This is a genomic window from Streptomyces sp. NPDC038707, from assembly GCF_040636485.1.
Classification (GTDB): domain Bacteria; phylum Actinomycetota; class Actinomycetes; order Streptomycetales; family Streptomycetaceae; genus Streptomyces.
The window spans coordinates 43,202-63,149 of the sequence record NZ_JBEZUP010000007.1; the positions used below are offsets into that span (position 1 = coordinate 43,202).

The 19,948-nt window shown below is 67.1% G+C and carries 15 protein-coding genes and 2 pseudogenes; 16 read left to right on the top strand and 1 reads right to left on the bottom strand.

Translation table 11 applies throughout. The annotated features are described in order from the left end of the window. The first annotated feature begins 1 nt into the window (after position 1). The 14 genes and pseudogenes from AB0E62_RS12090 (at position 2) to AB0E62_RS12155 (ending at position 17,835) form a co-directional block, all read left to right on the top strand. Positions 2-1,993: a class I SAM-dependent DNA methyltransferase gene (locus AB0E62_RS12090; RefSeq protein ID WP_362191403.1), complete on the top strand. Its 1,992-nt coding sequence runs from the start codon at positions 2-4 to the stop codon at positions 1,991-1,993. After that, positions 1,990-3,207: a restriction endonuclease subunit S gene (locus tag AB0E62_RS12095; protein ID WP_362191405.1), complete on the top strand. Its 1,218-nt coding sequence runs from the start codon at positions 1,990-1,992 to the stop codon at positions 3,205-3,207. The genes AB0E62_RS12090 and AB0E62_RS12095 overlap by 4 nt, the downstream gene beginning before the upstream one ends. Continuing rightward, complete coding sequence (locus AB0E62_RS12100; RefSeq protein ID WP_362191407.1) at positions 3,204-6,386, top strand: type I restriction endonuclease; 3,183 nt, start codon at positions 3,204-3,206, stop codon at positions 6,384-6,386. The genes AB0E62_RS12095 and AB0E62_RS12100 overlap by 4 nt, the downstream gene beginning before the upstream one ends. A 251-nt stretch (positions 6,387-6,637) precedes the next feature. Then, positions 6,638-8,791: an AIPR family protein gene (locus AB0E62_RS12105; RefSeq protein WP_362191409.1), complete on the top strand. Its 2,154-nt coding sequence runs from the start codon at positions 6,638-6,640 to the stop codon at positions 8,789-8,791. A gap of 332 nt (positions 8,792-9,123) precedes the next feature. Beyond that, positions 9,124-10,716 carry a serine/threonine-protein kinase gene (locus tag AB0E62_RS12110; RefSeq protein ID WP_362191411.1) on the top strand — a complete coding sequence of 531 codons (1,593 nt, stop codon included), beginning with the start codon at positions 9,124-9,126 and terminating at the stop codon, positions 10,714-10,716. 34 nt (positions 10,717-10,750) lie between these two features. Beyond that, positions 10,751-10,966 (top strand): annotated as a pseudogene (locus tag AB0E62_RS12115) (3'-5' exonuclease); the annotation flags it as partial. Between the two features lie 160 nt (positions 10,967-11,126). After that, complete coding sequence (locus AB0E62_RS12120; RefSeq protein WP_362191413.1) at positions 11,127-11,858, top strand: EcsC family protein; 732 nt, start codon at positions 11,127-11,129, stop codon at positions 11,856-11,858. 800 nt (positions 11,859-12,658) lie between these two features. Then, positions 12,659-12,868, top strand: coding sequence for a hypothetical protein (locus AB0E62_RS12125; RefSeq protein ID WP_362191415.1), 210 nt, complete (start codon positions 12,659-12,661; stop codon positions 12,866-12,868). Beyond that, positions 12,852-13,364 (top strand): DUF6879 family protein, encoded by a 513-nt coding sequence (locus AB0E62_RS12130; RefSeq protein ID WP_362191417.1) that lies wholly within the window; start codon positions 12,852-12,854, stop codon positions 13,362-13,364. The genes AB0E62_RS12125 and AB0E62_RS12130 overlap by 17 nt, the downstream gene beginning before the upstream one ends. Next, positions 13,361-14,194: a helix-turn-helix transcriptional regulator gene (locus AB0E62_RS12135; protein ID WP_362191419.1), complete on the top strand. Its 834-nt coding sequence runs from the start codon at positions 13,361-13,363 to the stop codon at positions 14,192-14,194. The genes AB0E62_RS12130 and AB0E62_RS12135 overlap by 4 nt, the downstream gene beginning before the upstream one ends. A 564-nt stretch (positions 14,195-14,758) precedes the next feature. Next, on the top strand, positions 14,759-14,896 hold the full coding sequence (locus tag AB0E62_RS12140) for a hypothetical protein (RefSeq protein WP_356149248.1): 138 nt from the start codon (positions 14,759-14,761) through the stop codon (positions 14,894-14,896). 14 nt (positions 14,897-14,910) lie between these two features. After that, complete coding sequence (locus AB0E62_RS12145; RefSeq protein WP_362191421.1) at positions 14,911-16,098, top strand: cupin domain-containing protein; 1,188 nt, start codon at positions 14,911-14,913, stop codon at positions 16,096-16,098. Next, the gene (locus AB0E62_RS12150) at positions 16,095-17,000 is read left to right on the top strand and encodes an aldo/keto reductase (protein WP_362191423.1); all 906 of its coding nucleotides are present in this window, start codon (positions 16,095-16,097) and stop codon (positions 16,998-17,000) included. The genes AB0E62_RS12145 and AB0E62_RS12150 overlap by 4 nt, the downstream gene beginning before the upstream one ends. After that, positions 16,981-17,835: a hypothetical protein gene (locus AB0E62_RS12155; protein ID WP_362191425.1), complete on the top strand. Its 855-nt coding sequence runs from the start codon at positions 16,981-16,983 to the stop codon at positions 17,833-17,835. The genes AB0E62_RS12150 and AB0E62_RS12155 overlap by 20 nt, the downstream gene beginning before the upstream one ends. A 101-nt stretch (positions 17,836-17,936) precedes the next feature. Here the strand turns inward: AB0E62_RS12155 and AB0E62_RS12160 are convergent. Further along, positions 17,937-18,125, bottom strand: a pseudogene (locus AB0E62_RS12160) (hypothetical protein); the annotation flags it as partial. Between the two features lie 706 nt (positions 18,126-18,831). Here AB0E62_RS12160 and AB0E62_RS12165 point away from each other — a divergent pair. Both AB0E62_RS12165 and AB0E62_RS12170 read left to right on the top strand, forming a co-directional pair. Continuing rightward, a complete protein-coding gene (locus AB0E62_RS12165; RefSeq protein WP_362191427.1) occupies positions 18,832-19,020 on the top strand; it encodes a hypothetical protein in 189 nt (62 codons plus the stop codon). A gap of 347 nt (positions 19,021-19,367) precedes the next feature. Beyond that, on the top strand, positions 19,368-19,913 hold the full coding sequence (locus AB0E62_RS12170) for a hypothetical protein (RefSeq protein ID WP_362191429.1): 546 nt from the start codon (positions 19,368-19,370) through the stop codon (positions 19,911-19,913). The last annotated feature ends 35 nt before the right edge of the window (positions 19,914-19,948 follow it).

Consider the following 19,948-nt stretch of genomic DNA (forward strand, 5'->3'; position numbering starts at 1 on the left):
CTTGAACAGCAGCAAGCACACGGAGTTGGCGAACCACGCGTGGTCCGTCGCCGACCTCCTGCGGGGGGACTACAAGCAGTCCGACTACGGCAAGGTCATCCTGCCGTTCACGGTGCTGCGGCGACTGGAGTGCGTGCTGGAACCGACCCGTGAGAAGGTCGCCGGGATCGCGGAGCAGTACAAGGACAGCGACATCGACCCGGACCGCTTCCTGCGCCGGGCCTCGGGACACTCCTTCTACAACCGGTCGAACCTGACCCTGAAGAAGATCGCGGCGGACCCGCAGAACGCGGCGAAGAACCTCGCGGTGTACGTGGGCGCGTTCTCCGACAACGCCCGCGGCGTCCTCGACCGTTTCGAGTTCGCCCAGCAGATCAAGCGGCTGGACGGCGCGGGCCTGCTCTACCAGGTCATCGGCAAGTTCACCGACCTGGACCTGCGTCCCGAGGTCGTGCCCAACCACAACATGGGCTACATCTTCGAGGAACTGATCCGCCGCTTCGCGGAGCAGTCCAACGAGACGGCCGGTGAGCACTTCACCCCGCGTGAGGTCATCCAGCTCATGGTGCGGCTGCTCGTCGCCCCCGACGGTGACGCGCTCCAGCTCCCGGGCGCGGTGCGCACGGTCCTCGACCCGGCCTGCGGCACGGGCGGCATGCTCTCCGCGATGGACGACCTGATCACGGAGCTGAACCCGGACGCCACGGTGGAGGTCTACGGACAGGAACTCAACCCCGAGTCCTGGGCGATCTGCCGGTCCGACCTCATGATCAAGGGGCAGGACCCGGAGAACATCGCCTTCGGCAACTCCTTCTCCGACGACGGCCACGTGCGCAAGACCTTCGACTACATGCTGGCCAACCCGCCGTTCGGCGTGGAGTGGAAGAAGGTCAAGGACGAGGTCACGGCCGAGCACGAGAAGCTGGGCGAGGCGGGCCGCTTCGGCGCGGGCCTGCCGCGCGTCAACGACGGCTCGCTGCTGTTCCTCCAGCACATGGTCTCGAAGATGAAGCCGGTGGACGTGGACGGCGGCAGTGGCTCGCGCCTGGCGATCGTCTTCAACGGCTCGCCCCTCTTCACGGGCGCGGCCGGCTCGGGCGAGTCGGAGATCCGCCGCTGGATCCTGGAGAACGACTGGCTGGAGGGCATCGTCGCCCTGCCGGACCAGCTGTTCTACAACACCGGCATCTCGACGTACTTCTGGATCCTGACCAACCGCAAGAGCCCGGACCACAAGGGCAAGGTCGTCCTGCTGGACGCCCGCGACCAGTGGCAGAAGATGCGCAAGTCGCTGGGCGACAAGCGCAAGGAGCTGGGCAAGGACCACATCGCCACGGTGGTCAAGCTCTACGGCGAGGCCCTGGCGGTGGCGGACGACGCCGAGCACCCGCTGCACGCCAAGGTGAAGGTCTTCCGCAACGAGGACTTCGGCTACCAGCGGATCACGGTGGAGCGCCCGCTGAAGCTGCGCTTCGAGATCACGGAGGAGACGCTGGCGGCGCTGGAGGCGTCCAAGCCGATCCAGAGGCTCCCGCAGGCCCCGGCCCTGATTGACGCCTTCAAGTCCCTCATGGGCACGAGCTGGGGCACGAAGCAGGAGGCCTGGCTCGCGCTGAAGGACGCGGTCGTGCGGGCCGGCGGAACATGGCCGACGGGGGCGCCGTTCAACAAGGCCCTGCGCGAGGTCGTCGGGGTGCGGGACCCGGAGGGCGAGGTGCAGCGCGTCAAGGGGGAGCCCGAGCCGGACTCCGAACTCCGGGACTACGAGAACGTGCCGCTGGGCGAGGACGCCGAGGAGTACCTGGCACGGGAGGTCCACCCGCACGTGCCGGACGCGTGGATCGACCACAGCAAGACGAAGACCGGGTACGAGATCCCGTTCACGCGGCACTTCTACGTGTACGAACCGCCGCGGCCCCTGGCGGAGATCGACGCGGAGCTGAAGGCGCTGGAAGCGGAGATCCAGGAACTCCTCGACGAGGTGACGGAGTGACCCTCTGGCCGGACATGAAAGTAGGACGCGCCGCCCGGTTGATCAGTGGCGTCGGCTTCCCTCACCACTTCCAGGGCAGGACGTCGGGAGCGCATCCCTTCCTCAAGGTTTCGGACCTCAGCTCGGTAGCGTCCGGACAGCGCCTGGTCACCGCGCAGAACTGGGTCGACCAGGGGGACCTCGTGGCGCTCGGCGCCCGGCTGGCACCGCAAGGAGCCATCGTGTTCCCCAAGGTAGGAGCCGCCCTGCTGAAGAATCCCCGCCGGCTCCTCGGTGTCCCGGCGGCCATGGACAACAACCTGATGGCCGTCGTCCCGCTCCTGGGCGAGCCGCGGTTCTGGTTGTACGCCCTCAGTACCGTCGACCTGGGCGAGATCGCGGCGGGCGGCGCACTCCCCTATGTCAACGAGGGACAGGTCCGCGACCTGCGTATCCCGTTTCCGGACCCCGAGGAGCAGCGCCGCATCGCCGACTTCCTCGACACCGAGTCCCGCCGCATCGGGAAGGTCCTGCGGCGCACGGAGGCACAAGCCGATCTGCTGCGAGTCCGGCGACGAGCGTTCATCGACGCCCACCTGGCCGAGCGCGACGGAGACCACCGCATGGTTCCGTTGCGCTACCTTCTGCGGCCCTCGTTCGTATCCGAGCGACCTGACCTGCAAGTACTTTCTGTCTACCGAGACTACGGCGTCATTCCCAAGAACTCTCGCCAGGACAACTTCAACAAGACACCGGAGGACGTGAGCCGCTACCTCGTCGTGCACCCTGGTGACCTGGTCGTCAACAAGATGAAGGCATGGCAGGGGTCGCTCGGCGTGTCCCGGCATCACGGCATCGTGAGCCCGGACTACCTGGTGGCGAAGGTGACCTCCGATGCCTACGACTCCTCGTACCTTCACTACCTTCTGAGGTCACCTCGACTTGTGGGCGAGTACGCGGTCCGGTCGCGCGGAATCCGGCCTTCCCAGTGGCGTCTCTACTGGGAGGATCTGGCGGCCATCCGTGTGCCCGCCATCCCGAAGGCCGAGCAAGAGGCGAAAGTGCGTGAACTCGAGCGCGAGGACGCCTGGGTGGAGAAGTCGCTCGAGGCCATGCAGCTCCGTACACGCTTGCTGGTGGAACGCCGCCAGGCCCTCATCGCCGCCGCCGTGACCGGCCAGTTCGACGTCACCACCGCCGGCGGGCGCGACGTGACCGAAGGAGTCTCCGCATGAGCCCCGCACACGACGAGTCCTCCTTCGGCTCCGCGATCGTCGCCGCCCTCCGCGAGCGAGGCTGGCGGGAGGCGAACCCCGAGGACTACCGGGCCGACCTCGGTCTCGACACCGACGAACTGTTCACCTTCATCGACGCCACCCAGCCCGACGAGTGGGACGAACTGCTCACCGTGTACGGCGGCGATCCCCACGAGGCACAGCGCGGTTTCGCCCAGCGCCTCGACCGGGCCATCGCCGAAGACGGGTTGCTCCACGTCCTCCGCAACGGCGTGAAGGACCGTGGAGTCCGGCTCCGCGTCGTCTTCTTCAGGCCCAACCTCATCTCCGCGGCCTCGGTCCTCGACGGCTACCGCGCCAACCGCCTCACCGTCGTCCGCGAGCTCCCCTACGCCACCAAGCAGGCCGACCGGGGCCACCGCCTCGACCTGACCCTGTTCCTCAACGGCATCCCCGTCGCCACGGCCGAGTTGAAGAACCCGCTCACGGGTCAGGGCGTCGAGCAGGCCAAGGAGCAGTACCGGACCGACCGCGACCCGACCGAGCCGATCTTCACGCGCCGCGTCATCGCGAACTTCGCCGTCGACCCGGATCTGGTCTTCGTCACCACCCAGCTCCGTGGCAAGAACACCCGCTTCCTGCCGTTCAACACCGGCTCGAACGGCCCGGGCCGGCCCGGCGGCGCCGGCAACCCGGCCCCGACCGCCCCCGGCAAGTACGCCACGTCCTACCTCTGGGAAGAGGTCTGGCAGCGCGACAACTGGCTCGACCTTCTCCAGCGGTTCGTCCACCAGCAGAAGGAGAAGACGCCCGGCGGCGGAACCACCAGGACGACGGTCTTCCCCCGCTTCCACCAGTGGGACGTGGTCCGCAAGCTCACCGCGCACGCGTCCGTCCACGGCGCCGGCCAGAACTACCTGATCATGGCCTCCGCCGGCTCCGGCAAGTCGAACACCATCGGCTGGCTGGCCCACCGCCTCAGCGATCTGCACGCCCGCCAGGACCCCGCCGTCCTGCGGCCCGACGCGCTCGCCGACGGCCGTATCAAGCCCGGCGAGCCCGTCTTCGACAAGGTCGTCGTCATCACCGACCGCCGCGCACTGGACGCCCAGCTCTCGGCGACCGTCGGCAGCTTCTCGCAGACCGACGGCCTGGTCGTGAAGATCGACGAGAAGCACGGGGCGAAGAGCGAACAGCTGGCCCGTGCCCTCTCCCGGGACACCGGCAAGATCGTCACGGTCACCCTGCACTCGTTTCCCGCGCTGCTGGACTACATCAAGCGCAACCCCACCGAGATCAAGGGCACCCGCTTCGCGATCATCGTCGACGAGGCGCACTCGTCCCAGTCCGGCGACGCGGCCACCGCCGTGAAGTCGGCCCTGCGCGACCTCGGCCTGGACGCCGACTCGGACGACGAGGGCGCGACCACGGTCACCGTGGAGGACAGGCTGAAGGCGAAGGCGGTCGAGCGCTCGCGCGCCTCCGACCTCTCCTACTTCGCCTTCACCGCCACCCCGAAGGCCAAGACGCTCGAACTCTTCGGCACGGAGGCGGTGGAGAACTGCAAGACCGTCTACCGCCCCTTCCACACGTACTCCATGCGGCAGGCCATCGAGGAAGGCTTCATCCTCGACCCCCTGCGCAACTACGTCACCTACAACACCTACTGGAAGCTCGCGAACCTCAACCGCGACGAGAAGGAGGTCGACCCCTCCAAGGCGAACAGCCTGCTCGCCCGGTTCGCGCTCATGCACGAGCACACGGTGTCCCAGCACGCCCAGGTGATCGTGGAGCACTTCGTCGCCCACACCCGCGGCCGGCTCGGTGGCCGGGCCAAGGCCATGGTGGTCACGGCGTCCCGCCAGTCCGCCGTACAGATGGCCCGCGCCATCAAGAGCTACGTCGCCGACCGCGAGTACGACACGAAGTACCCGGACCTCGGCGTCCTGGTCGCCTTCTCCGGTTCCCTCACCCTCGACGGCGAGGAGACCACCGAGAGCAAGGAGAACGGCGGTCTGCCGGAGAGCGCGCTGCCGAAGGCGTTCGCCTACACCCGCGCGGACGACAAGGCCGCGAAGGCCGGCGGCCGGGGCCGGCCGGAGTACCGGATCCTCGTCGTCGCCGAGAAGTACCAGACCGGCTTCGACCAGCCGCTCCTCACGACGATGTACGTCAACAAGACGCTGACCGGCATCGCCGCCGTGCAGACGCTCTCGCGCCTCAACCGCACCGCGGACCGCAAGTCGCAGGCCGACCTGGCAGTCCTGGACTTCGTCAACGAGGCCGAGGACATCCAGGACGCGTTCCGCCCGTACTTCGAGGAGGCGCACACCCTGCCCTCCGACCCGAACCTCCTGTACACGGCCCAGAGCCGCGTCATGTCCGCGCCGGTCGTCTCGGAGCAGGACATGGACGAGTTCGTCGCCGCGTACTTCGAGGCACAGGAGAGGGCCGGCGGCTCCCAGGCCGCGTGGGAGAAGCTCCACGCCGAGCTGTACCGGCTCCTCTCCCCCGCCGTCACCCGCTTCAGCACCCTCCTGGAGAGCGAGGAGGAGGACGACGTCGAGACGGCCGAGGAGTTCCGGGCCCACCTCAACGACTACGTCCGCAAGTACGGCTTCCTGGCGCAGATCGTCCCCTACCAGGACGCCGACCTGGAGCGGCTGTATCTGTACGGGCGTCACCTGCTCAACCGGCTGCCCCGCCGCGCGGACGGCGGTGTCGACATAGGCGAGGTCGACCTCAGCCACCTGCGCGTCGAGAAGACCGGCGAGCACGACAAGTCGCTCGTGTCCGAGGGGCCGGCCGAACTCAAGGGGTTCGGCGACGGGGTCGGTGGCGGGACGGACCCCGAGAAGTCGCTCCTGTCGGAACTGATCGAGAAGTTCAACGCGAAGTTCGGCACGGAGTTCACGCAGGAGGACATCCTCCCGGCCTTCAACGCCACCAAGGAGGACCCGAAAGTCGTGGCCGCCGCCCTCGTCAACGACGAGGAGAACTTCGGCATCGTCTTCGACAAGAAGTTCGAGGAGAACATGATGGACCATGTCTCCACGATCGACACGCTCGGCAAGCGGTACTTCGGGGCGGATCGGGGCTTCAAGTCCAACCTGGACCGGAGTGCGCGCCGCGCCGCGTGGCGGATGATCCGCCGGGAGAAAGGGCTGGACGACTTCTGACGGTGGCTGGGGTTACCTCAACCCGGGAACGGGCTTGCGCCGCTGCTCCGCACTCCGTGATCGAAGAATCAGGGGCTCCATCACCCGTGCTCACGCCCGAAGCAAGTGAGGTCCGATTGTGACGGGCAGGTACCCAGACCGCGGAGCCAGCCACACTCAACCTGCTTCTCGGGCGATCCGCCGTATCCGCCGGCGGATACGGCGGATCGCCCGAGAAGATCGACGCTAAACTCCGTCAGGAGACACAGCGCATGACACTGGGGGAAGACTTGAACGAAGCAGAGCGCAAGGCCGCGACGGCCCCTATCCGCATCCATCAGATTCGCACTGCGCTTCTGCAGCAGTACCAAGGGCTGATCTACGACGAGGACCTCAAGGGGTACAACCAGCAGGGATACGAGCAGCGCTTCCTCTCCCGCGCGTTGACCGCGGCTGCCGTGCGCGAAGTGACCGGCTGCGACCACAAGGCCGCCGGCGCCTCCGTCATCGACGGAGAAGATGACCAAGGCATCGATGGCGTGGCAGTTACCGAAAGCACACAAGAGGTCTGGCTCGTTCAGGCCAAGTGGAGTGACGAAGGCAAGGGAAAGCTCGACACCAACGCCGCCCACAAGCTCGTCGCCGGTCTCCGTCTTGTCGAGCAACGAAGTTTCGATCGCTTCAATGACCGCCTGGAGCCGATCGCAGCTCGTGTCAACGCGGCAATGCATGACGCCCGGTTGAAGGTCACTCTGGTCATTGCCGTCATGGGGACGGGAACCCTCAGCAACGAGACTGTCAATGTTCTGGAAGACGCTCGTGCCGAGTTCAATGGCCTCGGGCCAGTTCTCGAGTACCGTGTAGTCCACGCCGGGCACATCCTCCGACAGATTCGTGAGGATCTCTCACCCGAACCCGTACGGGTGTCCGTGCGCATGACGAACTGGCTGCGTCGGAACACCCCACTCACCGCTTACCAGGGCACTGTTCCTGCCAGCAATGTGGCCGAGTGGTATAAGATTCATGAAAATCGTTTGTACGAGCAGAACTTGCGACAGTCCCTCGGCACTACACCTGTCAACTCAGGCATGTTGAGCACCTTGGTGAACGAGCCGGAGAACTTCTGGCTGTTCAACAACGGAGTGACGGTCCTGTGCGATCAACTCGAGGAGGAGTGGCCGGGGCGCCGCCGTCCGGACGAACCCGTGCATTTGCACCTTTCAGGGGTCAGCGTCGTCAACGGCGCACAGACCGTCACGGCGGCACACCGCGCTATGGAGACATCCTCCGATACTGTCGAGGATGCCGAGGTCACGGTCAAGGTGATCGTTGTCGACAAGAAGATCCCGGGTCTCGCACAGCGGATCACAGAGACAACCAACACCCAAAACCACGTCGAGCAACGAGACTTCATCGCCTTGGACGAGGTACAGGCGATGATCCGCGAAGACTTCATGCTGTCCCTGCAGAAGTCCTACGTCTTCAAGCGCGGTGAGCCCGACCCCGCACCGGACGAAGGCTGCTCGGTAGCACATGCCGCCATCGCCCTGGCTTGTGCGCACCGCAGCACAGAACTCACTGTGCGGGCGAAGCGGGACATGAACCTGCTTTGGGAGCGCGGCAGTAAAGGTGCCTACCCTCGTCTTTTCGGGGAACGTCCCAGCGCCTTCCAGATCTGGCGCTCAGTACTCGTGCATCGCGCCGTTGGTGCTGCTCTCAACGAAGAACGCAAGCAGTTTCAGAAGCGCGCCGCCGACGTGAGTCAGCGAGGTGACCTGCTCGTCACCCACCTGGTTTTTCAGCTTCTCGATCAGGATCGCATCGATGATCCTGAGTACGACTGGGACGTGGCACTGCGAGAGGTGCCTGCACTCACCAATCGAGTCCTGACCTGGTTGATCCACCACATCGATGCGGAGTACGGGCCGACCTCCTTCCTCAGCGGAACGCTCACCGATGCCGGGCGGTGCAAGCGGCTTGCGGAGCTCGTGCTACGCGACGCCGAACGCGAAGGCGTAATCCCAGAACTGCCGAGCATCTACAAGGCCACCAAGAAGGGCAAGCGCAAGTCACGTCGCCCAAACGCCGTGCCCACTCTCGTGGACAGTGGGGCGATCAAGGACGGCACGCCGCTCCGGCTGCGCCTGTGGAACAAGCCCGAGATCGAAGCGTTGACGCCTTGGCTAGCGGAGGATCCTCGGCGCGGCGAAGCTACATGGGTGAACGATCGGACTCGGTGCCTCGTGTGGGCGGTCGACGGACTTGCCTACTCACCGACCCGCCTGGTATTGAACCTTTACGAGCTCGCCGGCTGGGAGCAGGCCCCTGTGGCAGTACAAGGACCCGCACGGTGGACGCTGGACGGTACCGCTACTCTCTCCGATCTCGCGCGAGCGCTGCACGATGAGCAGATCGAGCAAGAGTGAGTACCGTTTGTGCCACAACCATGCTGCGGCGTCCCGTTGCTCAGTGCGTGATCGAGTAGTAGTGACACAGAAGAACCAGAACGCACTTCAGCTCCCGTCCCGAGGCACGTCTGGCCCGCCGGTCCTTCGGGGAACGATTCACTTCTGAGGTGCGCAGTACGGCAGCGAGAGGCACGACGCGGTCTGGACCACGATGGCGCGATACGGCCCGTCCGCCGCGCCATCGTAGGACCTGGCTGGACGCAGTGATCCGTTTCCGGGGAAACTGGCCGCATCCGAGGGGGGCTCGGCGGAACGGGCGAGCGCGAGTGCAGGACGCGGGGCGGGGACAGGTGCCGGACAGACCGATCGCGGGTCGCTACGAGTTGCTGGAGCGGCTCGGCAACGGCGGTATGGGCGACGTGTGGCGGGGTTACGACGCGGTGCTGGACCGGCCCGTCGCGGTGAAGCGGATCCGGCCGCAGGCCGTGGCCGCCACCCCGCAGCTGGCCGAGGAGTTCGAGCGGCGCTTCCGCCGCGAGGCACGGATCACCGCCCGCATCCAGCATCCCGGCGTGCCGCAGGTGTACGACGCCGTCCTCGACAGCACGCACGAGCACCTGTTCCTCGTCATGGAGCTGGTGGAGGGCACGCCCCTCACCCGGTACGTGCACGAGGAGCGGCCCCTCCCGGTCAGCTGGGCGGTGGCGGTCGCGGCGCAGGTCGCCACCGTACTGTCGTACGCGCACGACGTGCCCGTGGTGCACCGTGACCTCAAGCCGTCCAACATCCTGGTCGCGCGGGACGGCACCGTGAAGGTCCTCGACTTCGGTGTCGCGGCGATCCTGCAGACCGATGCCACCAGGCTGACGGCCTCCGGCCGGCCCATCGGCACACACCAGTACATGTCGCCCGAGCAGGTGCGCGGCACCCGGGTCACCCCGCACACCGACCTCTACGCCCTCGGCTGCGTGCTCCACGAACTCCTCTGCGGCAGGCCGCTGTTCAGCGCGCACAGCGACTTCGAGCTGATGGACCAGCACGTCCGCGCCGCGCCGGCCCCGCTGCGACGGCTGCGGGCCGACGTGCCGGAGGAGCTGGAGGCACTGGTCCTGCATCTCCTCCGCAAGACCCCGGAGAGCCGGCCGGTGGATGTGCAGGAGGTGTACGAGCGGCTGATGCCCTTCCTGCCCGCGCCCGGTGAGTCCTCCGCCCTCGGGGAGGCCGGGCCGCCCGGTGCGCCCGATCCGACCGGACTCTTCCGCCGCCCTTACGCGCCTCGCGCCCGGGCCGAGGGCCGTCCCCGTGCCGCCCCGGACACGGCGGCTCCCGGCCGGGTCGCCGAGCACGTGGTCTCGCCGCCCGAACGGGAGCTGCTCAGGGCCCGGTTGCGGGAGGTCGACGAGCACTACATCGCCCTCATGGAGGAGGAGCGCTACACGCAGGCCGCCGAGGTGGCGGGCGAGATGATCGAGCCGCTGGCGCGGGCCCTGGGTGCCGAGAACAAGGCCGTCCTGCGGCTGCGCCGCCACTGGGCGGTCAGCCGGCAACTGGCGGGCGATCACCGGGCGGCCCTGCCCGAGTTCGAGACGCTGGCCGAGGCGTACGGCCGTATCGACGGGCCGGCCGACGAGGCCGCCCGTTACTGCCGTGCCCAGGCCGCCCGCTGCCGTGGCGAACTCGGCCAGACGACGGAGGCGCTGGCGGAGCTGCGGGCGGTCCTGGAAGTCGAGCGGGCCGTCGAGAGCGATGTCAGCGACGCGGCCGTGGAGTTGCGCCGCGACATCGGCATGCTGCTGCTCGGTCAGGGCAACCCGCGGGAGGCGCGGGCCTGCCTGGAGGCCCTCTACGAGGACATCGTGCTCGTCCACGGTCCGCGCCACGATGTGGCCGCCGAGGCCGCGGAGGTCCTGGCGATGCTCCGCCGGGAACTCGACGGCGGATGACCGGCACAGTCCCGCCGGCCCGCCAGCGGACGCCAAGGGGCTCGAGTACCGTTGCCCGGCCGTCGCATGCGTCAACGACCGTGCGCTGCCGAACCCTTCGGCCATCACCCCGCAGGAGGTCGACCGGCTCCAGCACGAGGCCGACCTCGCCGCGGAACGCTGCCTGCTGTTCGTCGCCTGCACCCGGGCCCGGGACGGCCTGTACGTCTCGTGGTCCGGGCAGCCCAGCCCGTTCCTGGTGGAGGCAGGCTGCGGGGCGGAGCAGCCGCCACCATGCGCTCATCTCACCCAAGTTGAGCGCGCGTTACCCACCAGAGACAGTTTGACGACGCTTTCATCAATATGGGAAGGTGCACTCGGTTCAGCTCTCGGGATGCCCCTCGGTAGGGCGCTCAAGGAAGGGGCGTGTGATGGCTGACGAGAAGGATTCCGGCGAGGGAGCGGTCGAGAAGGCCGGGCAGTGGCTCGCCGACCTCGCGGAGAAGGTCATGGTGAACGGCGTGGGGCCGGTCAGCGGGTCGGCGACCTGGGCCGAGGACCGCCTTTCGCGCAGGCAGGGTGCCGGCTACCGGGCGCCGGACGACGACGAGCGCCGTCCCCCCGAGGACATGAGGGACGACATCGACGCGGTCGTCGCCCGCCTCATCAAGGAGTCGGTGGCCGCGGCCGGGACCCAGGGGTTCATCACCGGCCTCGGAGGCCTGATCACCGCGGGCGTGACGATACCCGCGAACGTGGCCGCGTCCGTCGCCATCAACCTGCGGCTGGCCGGCGCCATCGCCCACCTCCGGGGACGGGACATCCGTGATCCGCACGTACGGACCGTCGTGATGATGCTCGCGATCGGGATGAGCACCCAGAACGTCCTGGCGGCCTTCGGGGTGAAGGTCGGTCAGAAGTTCGGCGAGCAGATGCTCAAGAAGATACCGATCGCGGTGCTCCGCGCGGTCAACAAGAAGGTCGGTTTCCACCTCGTCTCCAAGTACGGGACCAAGCGCGCCGCGATCACCCTCGCCAAGGGCATCCCGATCCTGGGGGGCGTCGTCGGAGGAGCGGTGGACGCGGGCGCGACCGCCGTCATAGGCCGCGCCACGGACAAGGCCCTCCGCGACGACACCCTGTGGGCCGAGGGTTCGCAGTAACGGACGGGGGGACTGTTCGCAGGTGTGTCCGGCCGGCGGACCGGGAACGGACGTGCGGAGCCTGAAGAATCCGGGCGGGCTCGACCGGCACCGGACGCTCGTCCTGATGGATGCCGCGCGGCGGGGGCTCCGGACACGATCTGGAGGCGCTGCGTCGTCACCCGGGGGCCGGGCCCGTGGACGTGTTGGCGCACTCGGCAGGCGCCCTGACCGCCCGGCACTACGCCGCCTCGCGATGGGGTGCGCCGTCTCGCACGGGTCACGCCCACCGGCCGCATCGGGCGAGAGGCCGACGAGGCCGATGAAGCGGGCGGCGAAGGGCCCCTTTGCCGAGGACTGCGCCGCCGGCACCGGCCGGCCATGCTGACCGCGTCGCTCTGTCGGCGCGGCCGGCTCGAAACCGTTCCGGGAGCCGGGCACCATCCTTGGCTGGACACGCCGGAACACTTCCGGGACTTGATCGAGAGCTTCCTCAGGAACTGACTCAGGTCACATGGTCGGCCACGTCACACCGCGAGAAACAGAAAGACCCCAGATAACTGGGGTCTTCGCTGGTGTCCGAGGGGGGCCTGAACTCTCCACGCGTCCGTCCCTGGTCAGGCTTCCCGGACGGCGCCACGTGGCTAGGCCTAGTCTGCACGGGCGCGTACGTGACCACGTACCGGGGGTTGACTGGGGTGGTCGGGAACCTGTTTATGCAAGGACACGCATAGTCGCGTTCACGCATAGACGCGTAGCGCCACCCCCTCTACTGTCGGTGGACAGGCGGCTCAAACAGGGCCAGAGCAAGGGGGTTTGGCATGTCCGAACGTTCGACACTCACCCGGCTCACAGGCAATGGCAACGGCGAGTGCGGAGAGAAGGACTGCCCGAACGTGTACCGCACGGCCACGGGGTCGTTCGTCGTGCAGGGCGACGTGTCCGAAGCCTTCACCCCGCCCGCAGGGGAAGGGCTCGTGGAAATTCCGGAGGCGGTTCTCAGGGAGGCATTCCGTGCACTTGGATGGTGACGCGTGGAATAACTGCTTTGATTCCATGAAGCGTGAGGCGTGGCGGCTGGAAACGCTTCCCGTCTACACCATGCCCCAGGAAGCGGAGAAGTTGAAACGCTTCCTCGCCGGGGAGAAATCCCCGGACGATTACACGTCGGCCTGGATGGACGAGGTTCGACAATGGGCTTCGGAAGGAAAGAACGTCGGCAGGGTGCATGTCGTGACTTGCCCGCTCTCGGACTACCTCCGGTTCGAGTTCGAGTATTACTACCGGCACCACGTGAAGGCGGGCGAGGATATCCGTATTCTCGACCTCACCGACCGAGAGAACCCGGGGCTTCCGGATCAGGACTTCTGGATGTTCGATGATTCCAAGGTGGTCCTGATGAACTACCGGGCGGACGGGACGCAGATAAACCGAGAACTGTACGAGGGTGAACCTGAGCCGTATCGGCAGTGGAAGCGGATTGCCGTTGCCGAGTCGGTTCCATTCCTGGAGTACGTGAGCGGGTGACGTTCGATCCTGAACAGTTGGGGCAGCCGAAGCAAGAACTGGCCGCCCTGCTGAAAGAACTACGCAAGCGAGCCGGCCTCACTGGGGACCGGCTCGCTCGGCGTTGCAACATGTCCCAATCGAAGATCAGTCGGATCGAGAACGGGAAGGCACAACCGAGCCTGCTCGACCTAGAGAGAATCCTCCGGGCTGTCGTTGCTCCGCCTGAGGTCATCGAGGAAGTCATTGCCCTCGCGAGGCTGGCCAATACCGAGTGGCAAGACCTGCGCTCGCTGCGCCGCAGAGGACTGGAAAAGAAGCAGACCGAACTTGCTGCGCTCGAATCCTCCTCCACCGAGTTCCGTTTCTTCCTGCTCTCGATGATTACGGGACTGCTCTCCACCCCTGAGTACATCCGGGCCAGCCTCGCCCATTCCCCGGCTGATGTCACTAAGACGATCGCGCGGAAGCTGGAACGGCAGGAGATTCTTTACGACACGAAGAAGCAGTTCACCTTCATCCTCACCGAACAGGCCGTGAGGTGGCCACTCCTGCCCCCCGCCACGATGGCGATTCAGATTGACCGGCTGGCCTCACTGACGCACTTGTCGAACGTGAAGCTCGGTGTTATCCCAATCGCGGGATATAAGCCAATGGCTCCGATGGACACCTTCACTGTCTACGACAACACCCTGGCCACTGTGGAGAACACCACCGGTATCGTGATCCTGAGAGATCCACGCGACATCGAAATACATTTGGAACTTTTCTCCACGCTGGAGGGGTACGCGCTGTTCGGGGCCGAAGCGCGAGCCTTGTTGACGGAGTGGGCTGCCGCCTTCCGCTCATGATCTTTAGTCCATGACGGGAAAGAACTACACAGCCCCCGCTTTCTGGGCCAATGATTTCCCCCATGACAGCGACCGAGCGAAACGAGAAGCGAGACCGCGTCGGCGTGGGCCGGTTGCTGGACTACCGGCAGACGTTCGGCCCTGATGGTGAGGTGCGGTCATGACCGCGCGTATGACTCTGCGGGTGTCGCACGACGGCGGCCGGACGTATGGCTTGGTGCGTGAGGTTCAGGTGGAGCCGCGCAATGCGGTGATCCTGGGTTCACCGACCAAGTACCCGCCGTGCGGGTGCACCCGGTGCACGGGCAGTGGCTCGTTGTCTGCCAGCGCTCTCCGCCCCGTGGCGGTGGAGCCTGAGCCGGAGTAATGCGCGGCCTGCGCCTGTGGGTGCTGCGTCGCTTCGGCCGGTACGCGGGTCCGCTCTACCTGGCCGTGATCCTCGGCAGCGTGGCCCTGTTTCTTGCCGGAGCCCTAGCGATGCGGTAGCGGCCTCACTGGCTGCTGCCCTCCCTGTCTTCCCGCCCGACCCCTGGCGGGAGTTCCCGAGAAGAGAGAGGTAGTCCGATGGTGGAAGAGAACACCGGTTCGGTGGCCCCCGAGGGGGGTGGCCTGCTCGTCGCGAAGCGGAAGATCGTGGCCGCGCGCACCCGCGCCGAGCAGGAGTCGGACGTCAGCGGTGGTCGTTCCGACGGCAACGACTGACGGGAGCGCCCACGTTGGTTGATGCAGCCTCGTGGGCGGGGCGTCTGGGCGGGGACAAGTTCCTCGCCCGGACGTACCACCGCTCCTACGCGTACTTCCCCGGAGCCGCCGACACGGCGGGGCTGTTCTCCTGGAACGACCTGAATCGGATCATCGCCACGCAACGGCTGGAGCCGCCCCGGCTGCGCCTGTCGGTCGACGGTGAGATGGTCCCGATCCACCGCTATGCGATCCCGACCACAAACCGCCGGTCGGTCACGTGGTCCCGCATCCAGCCGTCCGACTTCCACGCCCAGCTCAGGGACGGGGCGTCGCTGGTCCTCGACGCGGTGGAGAAGATCCACCCCGCCGTGGGAGCGGCTGCCGAAGGGCTGCAACGCTTCCTCGGCACCTCCGTGCAGGTCAACGTGTACGCCTCGTGGACCGAGCGGGAGGGCTTCGGCCGACACTGGGACGACCACGATGTGGTGGTGGTCCAGCTGCACGGCTCGAAGCGGTGGCGCCTGTGGGGCATGACCCGTGAAGCGCCCACCTTCCGGGACGTGGAGTCGCCGGAGGAGCCGGAGGGCGACCCGGTGGCCGACCTCGTTCTGTCCCCGGGTGACGTGCTCTACCTGCCGCGCGGCTGGTGGCACGCGGTCACCGCTGATCAGGGGACGGAATCCCTCCACCTGACTTTCGGCATGGTCACGCATACCGGCGCTGACCTCATGCTGTGGGTCGTCGATCAGCTTCGGGCGTCCCCTGCGTTTCGCAAGGACATTCCACGGTTCGGCTCGCTGGCGGAACAGTCGGACTTCATCGAAGCCGTGCGTGGTGAGGTGGCCGACATGATGGCGGACTCCCGCCTTGTGGAGCGGTGGGCGGAGTCGATCGACACGACCGACCTGGGCCACGCGATTCCCTCGCTGCCGTACGTGGACGGGCTCCCCGCACGGAGGGAGATCACGGTAAAGCTCACCGCTTCGAGGGGTCGCCTGACCCCGAACCGAGCAGAGGGCACAGTCACGTTCTCGGCGGCCGGTACCGCGTGGGACTTCGCCGAGTCCGCAGCGCCCGCGCTGGGCACGCTGCTGACCAACCAGCCGACCACGCTCGGGGAGCTTGCCGACTCCGCCGGACTGGAGGTCAAGGACGTGGCCGAACTGGTCTCCGCCCTCATCGACGGCCATGCCGTCGCAGTCGTGGGGACCGCGCTGTGACCGCCGCGCTCTCCCTAGGGACATACCGCGTGCGTGCCGTCGGTCAGGCGGCACGCACCGCCCTGGCTGCCGGTAGCCCGTGGGTGGACACGGCACCCAACTACGCCCATGGTCGGGCGCATGAGGAGTTGCGCCCGGTTCTCGGGGAGTACCCGACCGTGCGGGTAGCTACGAAGGCGGGGTTCTTCACGGCGGAGCAAGGCCGCACCGCCCTGGACGAAGGCGTGCTCACCCGGTATGAGACGGCCGGCAGGCACAGCCTTGAACAGGGCTTCGTCCGATGGCAGACGGAGCGTTCGTTGGCCGCGCTCGGGCGTGTGGACCTGGTGTTCGTACACAACCCGGAGCACCACGGGCACGGCCTTGACCGTGCTGCTCTGCACTGGCGTGTTCGGGAAGCCTTCACGGCGTTGGAAGGGTTCGCCCGTGCGGGCAGGATCGGCGGGTACGGCGTCGCCACCTGGACGGGTCTGCGCTCGGGAGCGTTCAGCGTGCCCGAGCTTCTCGCGCTGGCGCGGAAGGCGGCGGGTTCCGCCAGCCATCACTTCACGGCCTTGCAGATGCCCGTCAGCCTGATCATGGACGAGCCCATCACGCAAGCACTCAACGGCGGCGGGCCGCTCGTGCAGGCGAAGGACGCGGGGCTGATCACGTTCGGCTCCGCTCCCCTGCACGGCGGCACACTCCTGGACGCCATGACACCTGGACTGGTGAACCTCATCCGCCCCGGCCTGTCGGCCGCAGCCGCTGCCCTGCTGGCTGCTGGCTCGTGTCCTGGCCTCGATGTCGTCCTCACTTCCGCGAGCACCCGCGACCACTGGGACGATGCGGCGATGGCTCTGGCTGCCCCGCTGACAGCCCAGGAACTGAGGAGGGTGACCGATGAACTCGCCGCTGAATAAGGACGTGCAGACCCTGATGGAAGCCGCCCACGACCGGGCGGCCAAGGCACTGGGCCTCACCTGCACGGGGCCGATGGCATGGGGCTTCCTCGGCGTCACCCTCGGACGCCAAGCGGGGGACCGGTGGCTACGGGTCAGCCGGATGGCGAAGCGCAACACGGGCAGGAAGCAGGGGGAAGGCATCGTGGGGGCCTCCCTGCTCGTGCCCGACGCTGTCCCGCGCCCGCGCCTGTACGAGGTGCACGACTGGACTGACGGCGAGTGGGCTTTCGAGGCCGAAGTCCTCGACTGCGTCACGCAACCCATCGTGTCCCCGGACCGAGCCGACATCGACCACGACCCCGGCTTGCCTGACGAGTGGTGGGCGGACCTTCGCCGAGCCCTTGCCTTGCTCGCTGAAGCGGAGGGGGTGAAGGTCACCGTCCGGGACGGCTGGATCGAACGGGCCTTCCCCCAGTTCCTCGGCGTCCCGGCGCCCGCAAAGGTGGAGCGGGTGACCGGGCACGGTGACCTGCACTGGGGAAACCTCACGGCCGCGCCCCTGTGCCTGCTGGACTGGGAGCGCTGGGGCCTGGTGCCCTTGGGCTATGACGCCGGACTCCTCCACGCGAACAGCCTGCTGGTGCCCGAGGTGGCGGACCGCATCCGGCTGGAGTTCGCGGCCTTCCTCGACACCCCTGCCGGCCGAATCGGAGAACTCGCGGCCCTGGCCGAGATGCTGCAAGCCGTAGCCCGTGGCTGGTACCCCGACCTTGCGCCCCACCTTGTCGCCCGCGCGGAGGCGCTCACCGGAGTGCGCCCGCCCGTCCCGGTGCGCTCGGAGGTGAGCGCCTGACTGCGTCCCTGTGCGCCCATCTCAGGCGCTCTCTCCGATGCGCCGGTCAAGGTGGCCCGGGAGATCCCCAGGGCCTTGGCGCTGGCGGTGACGCTCTCTCCCTTGGCGTGCCTGGCACGGGCTACGGCTAGCTCGTCGTCGTCCACGACGGAGGGGCGCCCACCGTGGTTGCCCTTACGGGCCGCACCTTCCAACGTCTTCTTGCAGGCGGGGATGTTGAGTGCTCGGTGGTTGTTGTAGACCCACGCGGGCGTCACGCCCAGGTACTCGGCCAGGTCGGTAACGCTCATCAGACGGGTGTTCTGCAAAGGACGGCTTTTCGGTCAGTGGAGGGATTGGTTCCCCTGGGGCTGCCCATCCCGAGTTATCAGCCTGCTTCCGTCAAACCCGGATGTGTCACATCCGGACTTGTCTGGTTCGTTGTGTTCAGTAGGTTGGCGACCGTGACTGAGAAATCAGAGCTTCCCGAAGAGGGGAAGTACCTCCCCGGAGAGCACTTCACGGAGATGGTGCAGGACATCGGGCCGTGGCGGGTTGCGATGCTGTGGCCGCCCGACGCTGTCGGGGGCGGTCCGCGATCCATCCACATTGAGCCCCGTGATGGTGCTGACTCCCAGGAAGTTGCACGGGGCATCACGACCACGGTCCTCCGCAAGGTGGACATCGCCGCAGCGGCGAAGGAAGCGGAGAGCTCCGCCCCGTTGACGCGCATCGCACGTGGGGCCGTGGAGACTGAAGGGGATCAAGGGTGAGGAAGCGCCACAGCCGTAGCGGCTGGGACAGAACGAGGGGGAACTAGGCGGGTGGCAAAGCGCGGCAACCGGCTCGGTAGGACCCCGGTGGAGATCCCGCGCACGGGCCGACCGGACACCTGGGGCGTGCGTACGCCCCTGCACTTCAACCCGGTGACGGGAGAGGGAGCGCTACTGGATAGGGCGCGAGTGCAGGAACAAGACCGAGGCGGAACGGGCACTCCGTAAGTGACACAGCGACCACGTGGCAGGCACCCTCACGCCCCGCTCAGACATGACCATGGCCCAGCTCATGGACGGGTGGCTCGCCAAGCACCGGGGCGAGGACACCACGAAGGAGGGGGACGAGCCGAAGATCCGGCTGCACATCAAGCCGCACATCGGCAAGGTGAAGGTGGTGGAGGTGACGGACGCGCGACCGGACGAGTTGTAGCGGCTCTTGGAGAGCACGCCCATCGAGGCGAACGGGAACAAGCCGCTCGGCCCCAAGAGCGTCCGCCGCATCCACAACATCTTCTCGGCCGCGCTGGACTCGGTGACCGGACCGAGGAAGCTCCTCGCGGTCAACCCCGCCCATACTGCCAACCCGCCCACGGAACGGCAGATCAAAGCGGCACAGCCGGACTTCCCCACGCTCAACGATCACGAGACGGGGCGGTTCCTGGCGGACATCTGGAAGCCGTGCGGCAACCGGGCCCGTGACGGCGGGCTGACTCACCACTGCCTTCGGGACGCCCCGCTGGGACCTCGTACGCGGCCACCTCATGTCGACGCAGCGAAGTGCTGGGGTGGAAGTGGTCGCTCATCCACTGGGATGAGTGCGCCATCGAACTGGCCTGGATCGTGGTCGAGGAAGGCAACACCTACCGGCTGCGCAAGCTCACCAAGGACGGAGACGACAACGCGATCATCTACGTAGACCAAGCCCTGATGAACGTCCTCAAGTGGCAGAAGGAATGCCAGGACGCGGAGCGGGAACGCCTCGGGGATCTCTGGGTGGACCATGACCTCGTCTTCGCCCGCGACGGCTTCAAGCTGTACCGGGGCGAGGCAGGCGGACCCCAGGACCCCGAGAAGGTGTCGGCCCGCTGGCGCACGGCACGCAACCGTCCGCACCTACCGGAGAACTTCCGGCTGCACGACTGGCGGGCATCGAAGATCACGAACGGCCTCGACAACCACGAGAACCCGGTAGAGGTCTCCGCCAACGCCCGGCACCACTCGCCGGGCTACACCATGGCGCGCTACGGCAGGCGTCGCGCCGAAGGGGCGAAGAAGCTGGCTGCTTCCAGCGCTGCCCGAATCGGCCTGTCATCCCTGGTCTGACCAGGAAGTTCGCTCGGCTGTTGGTCACGTGGTTG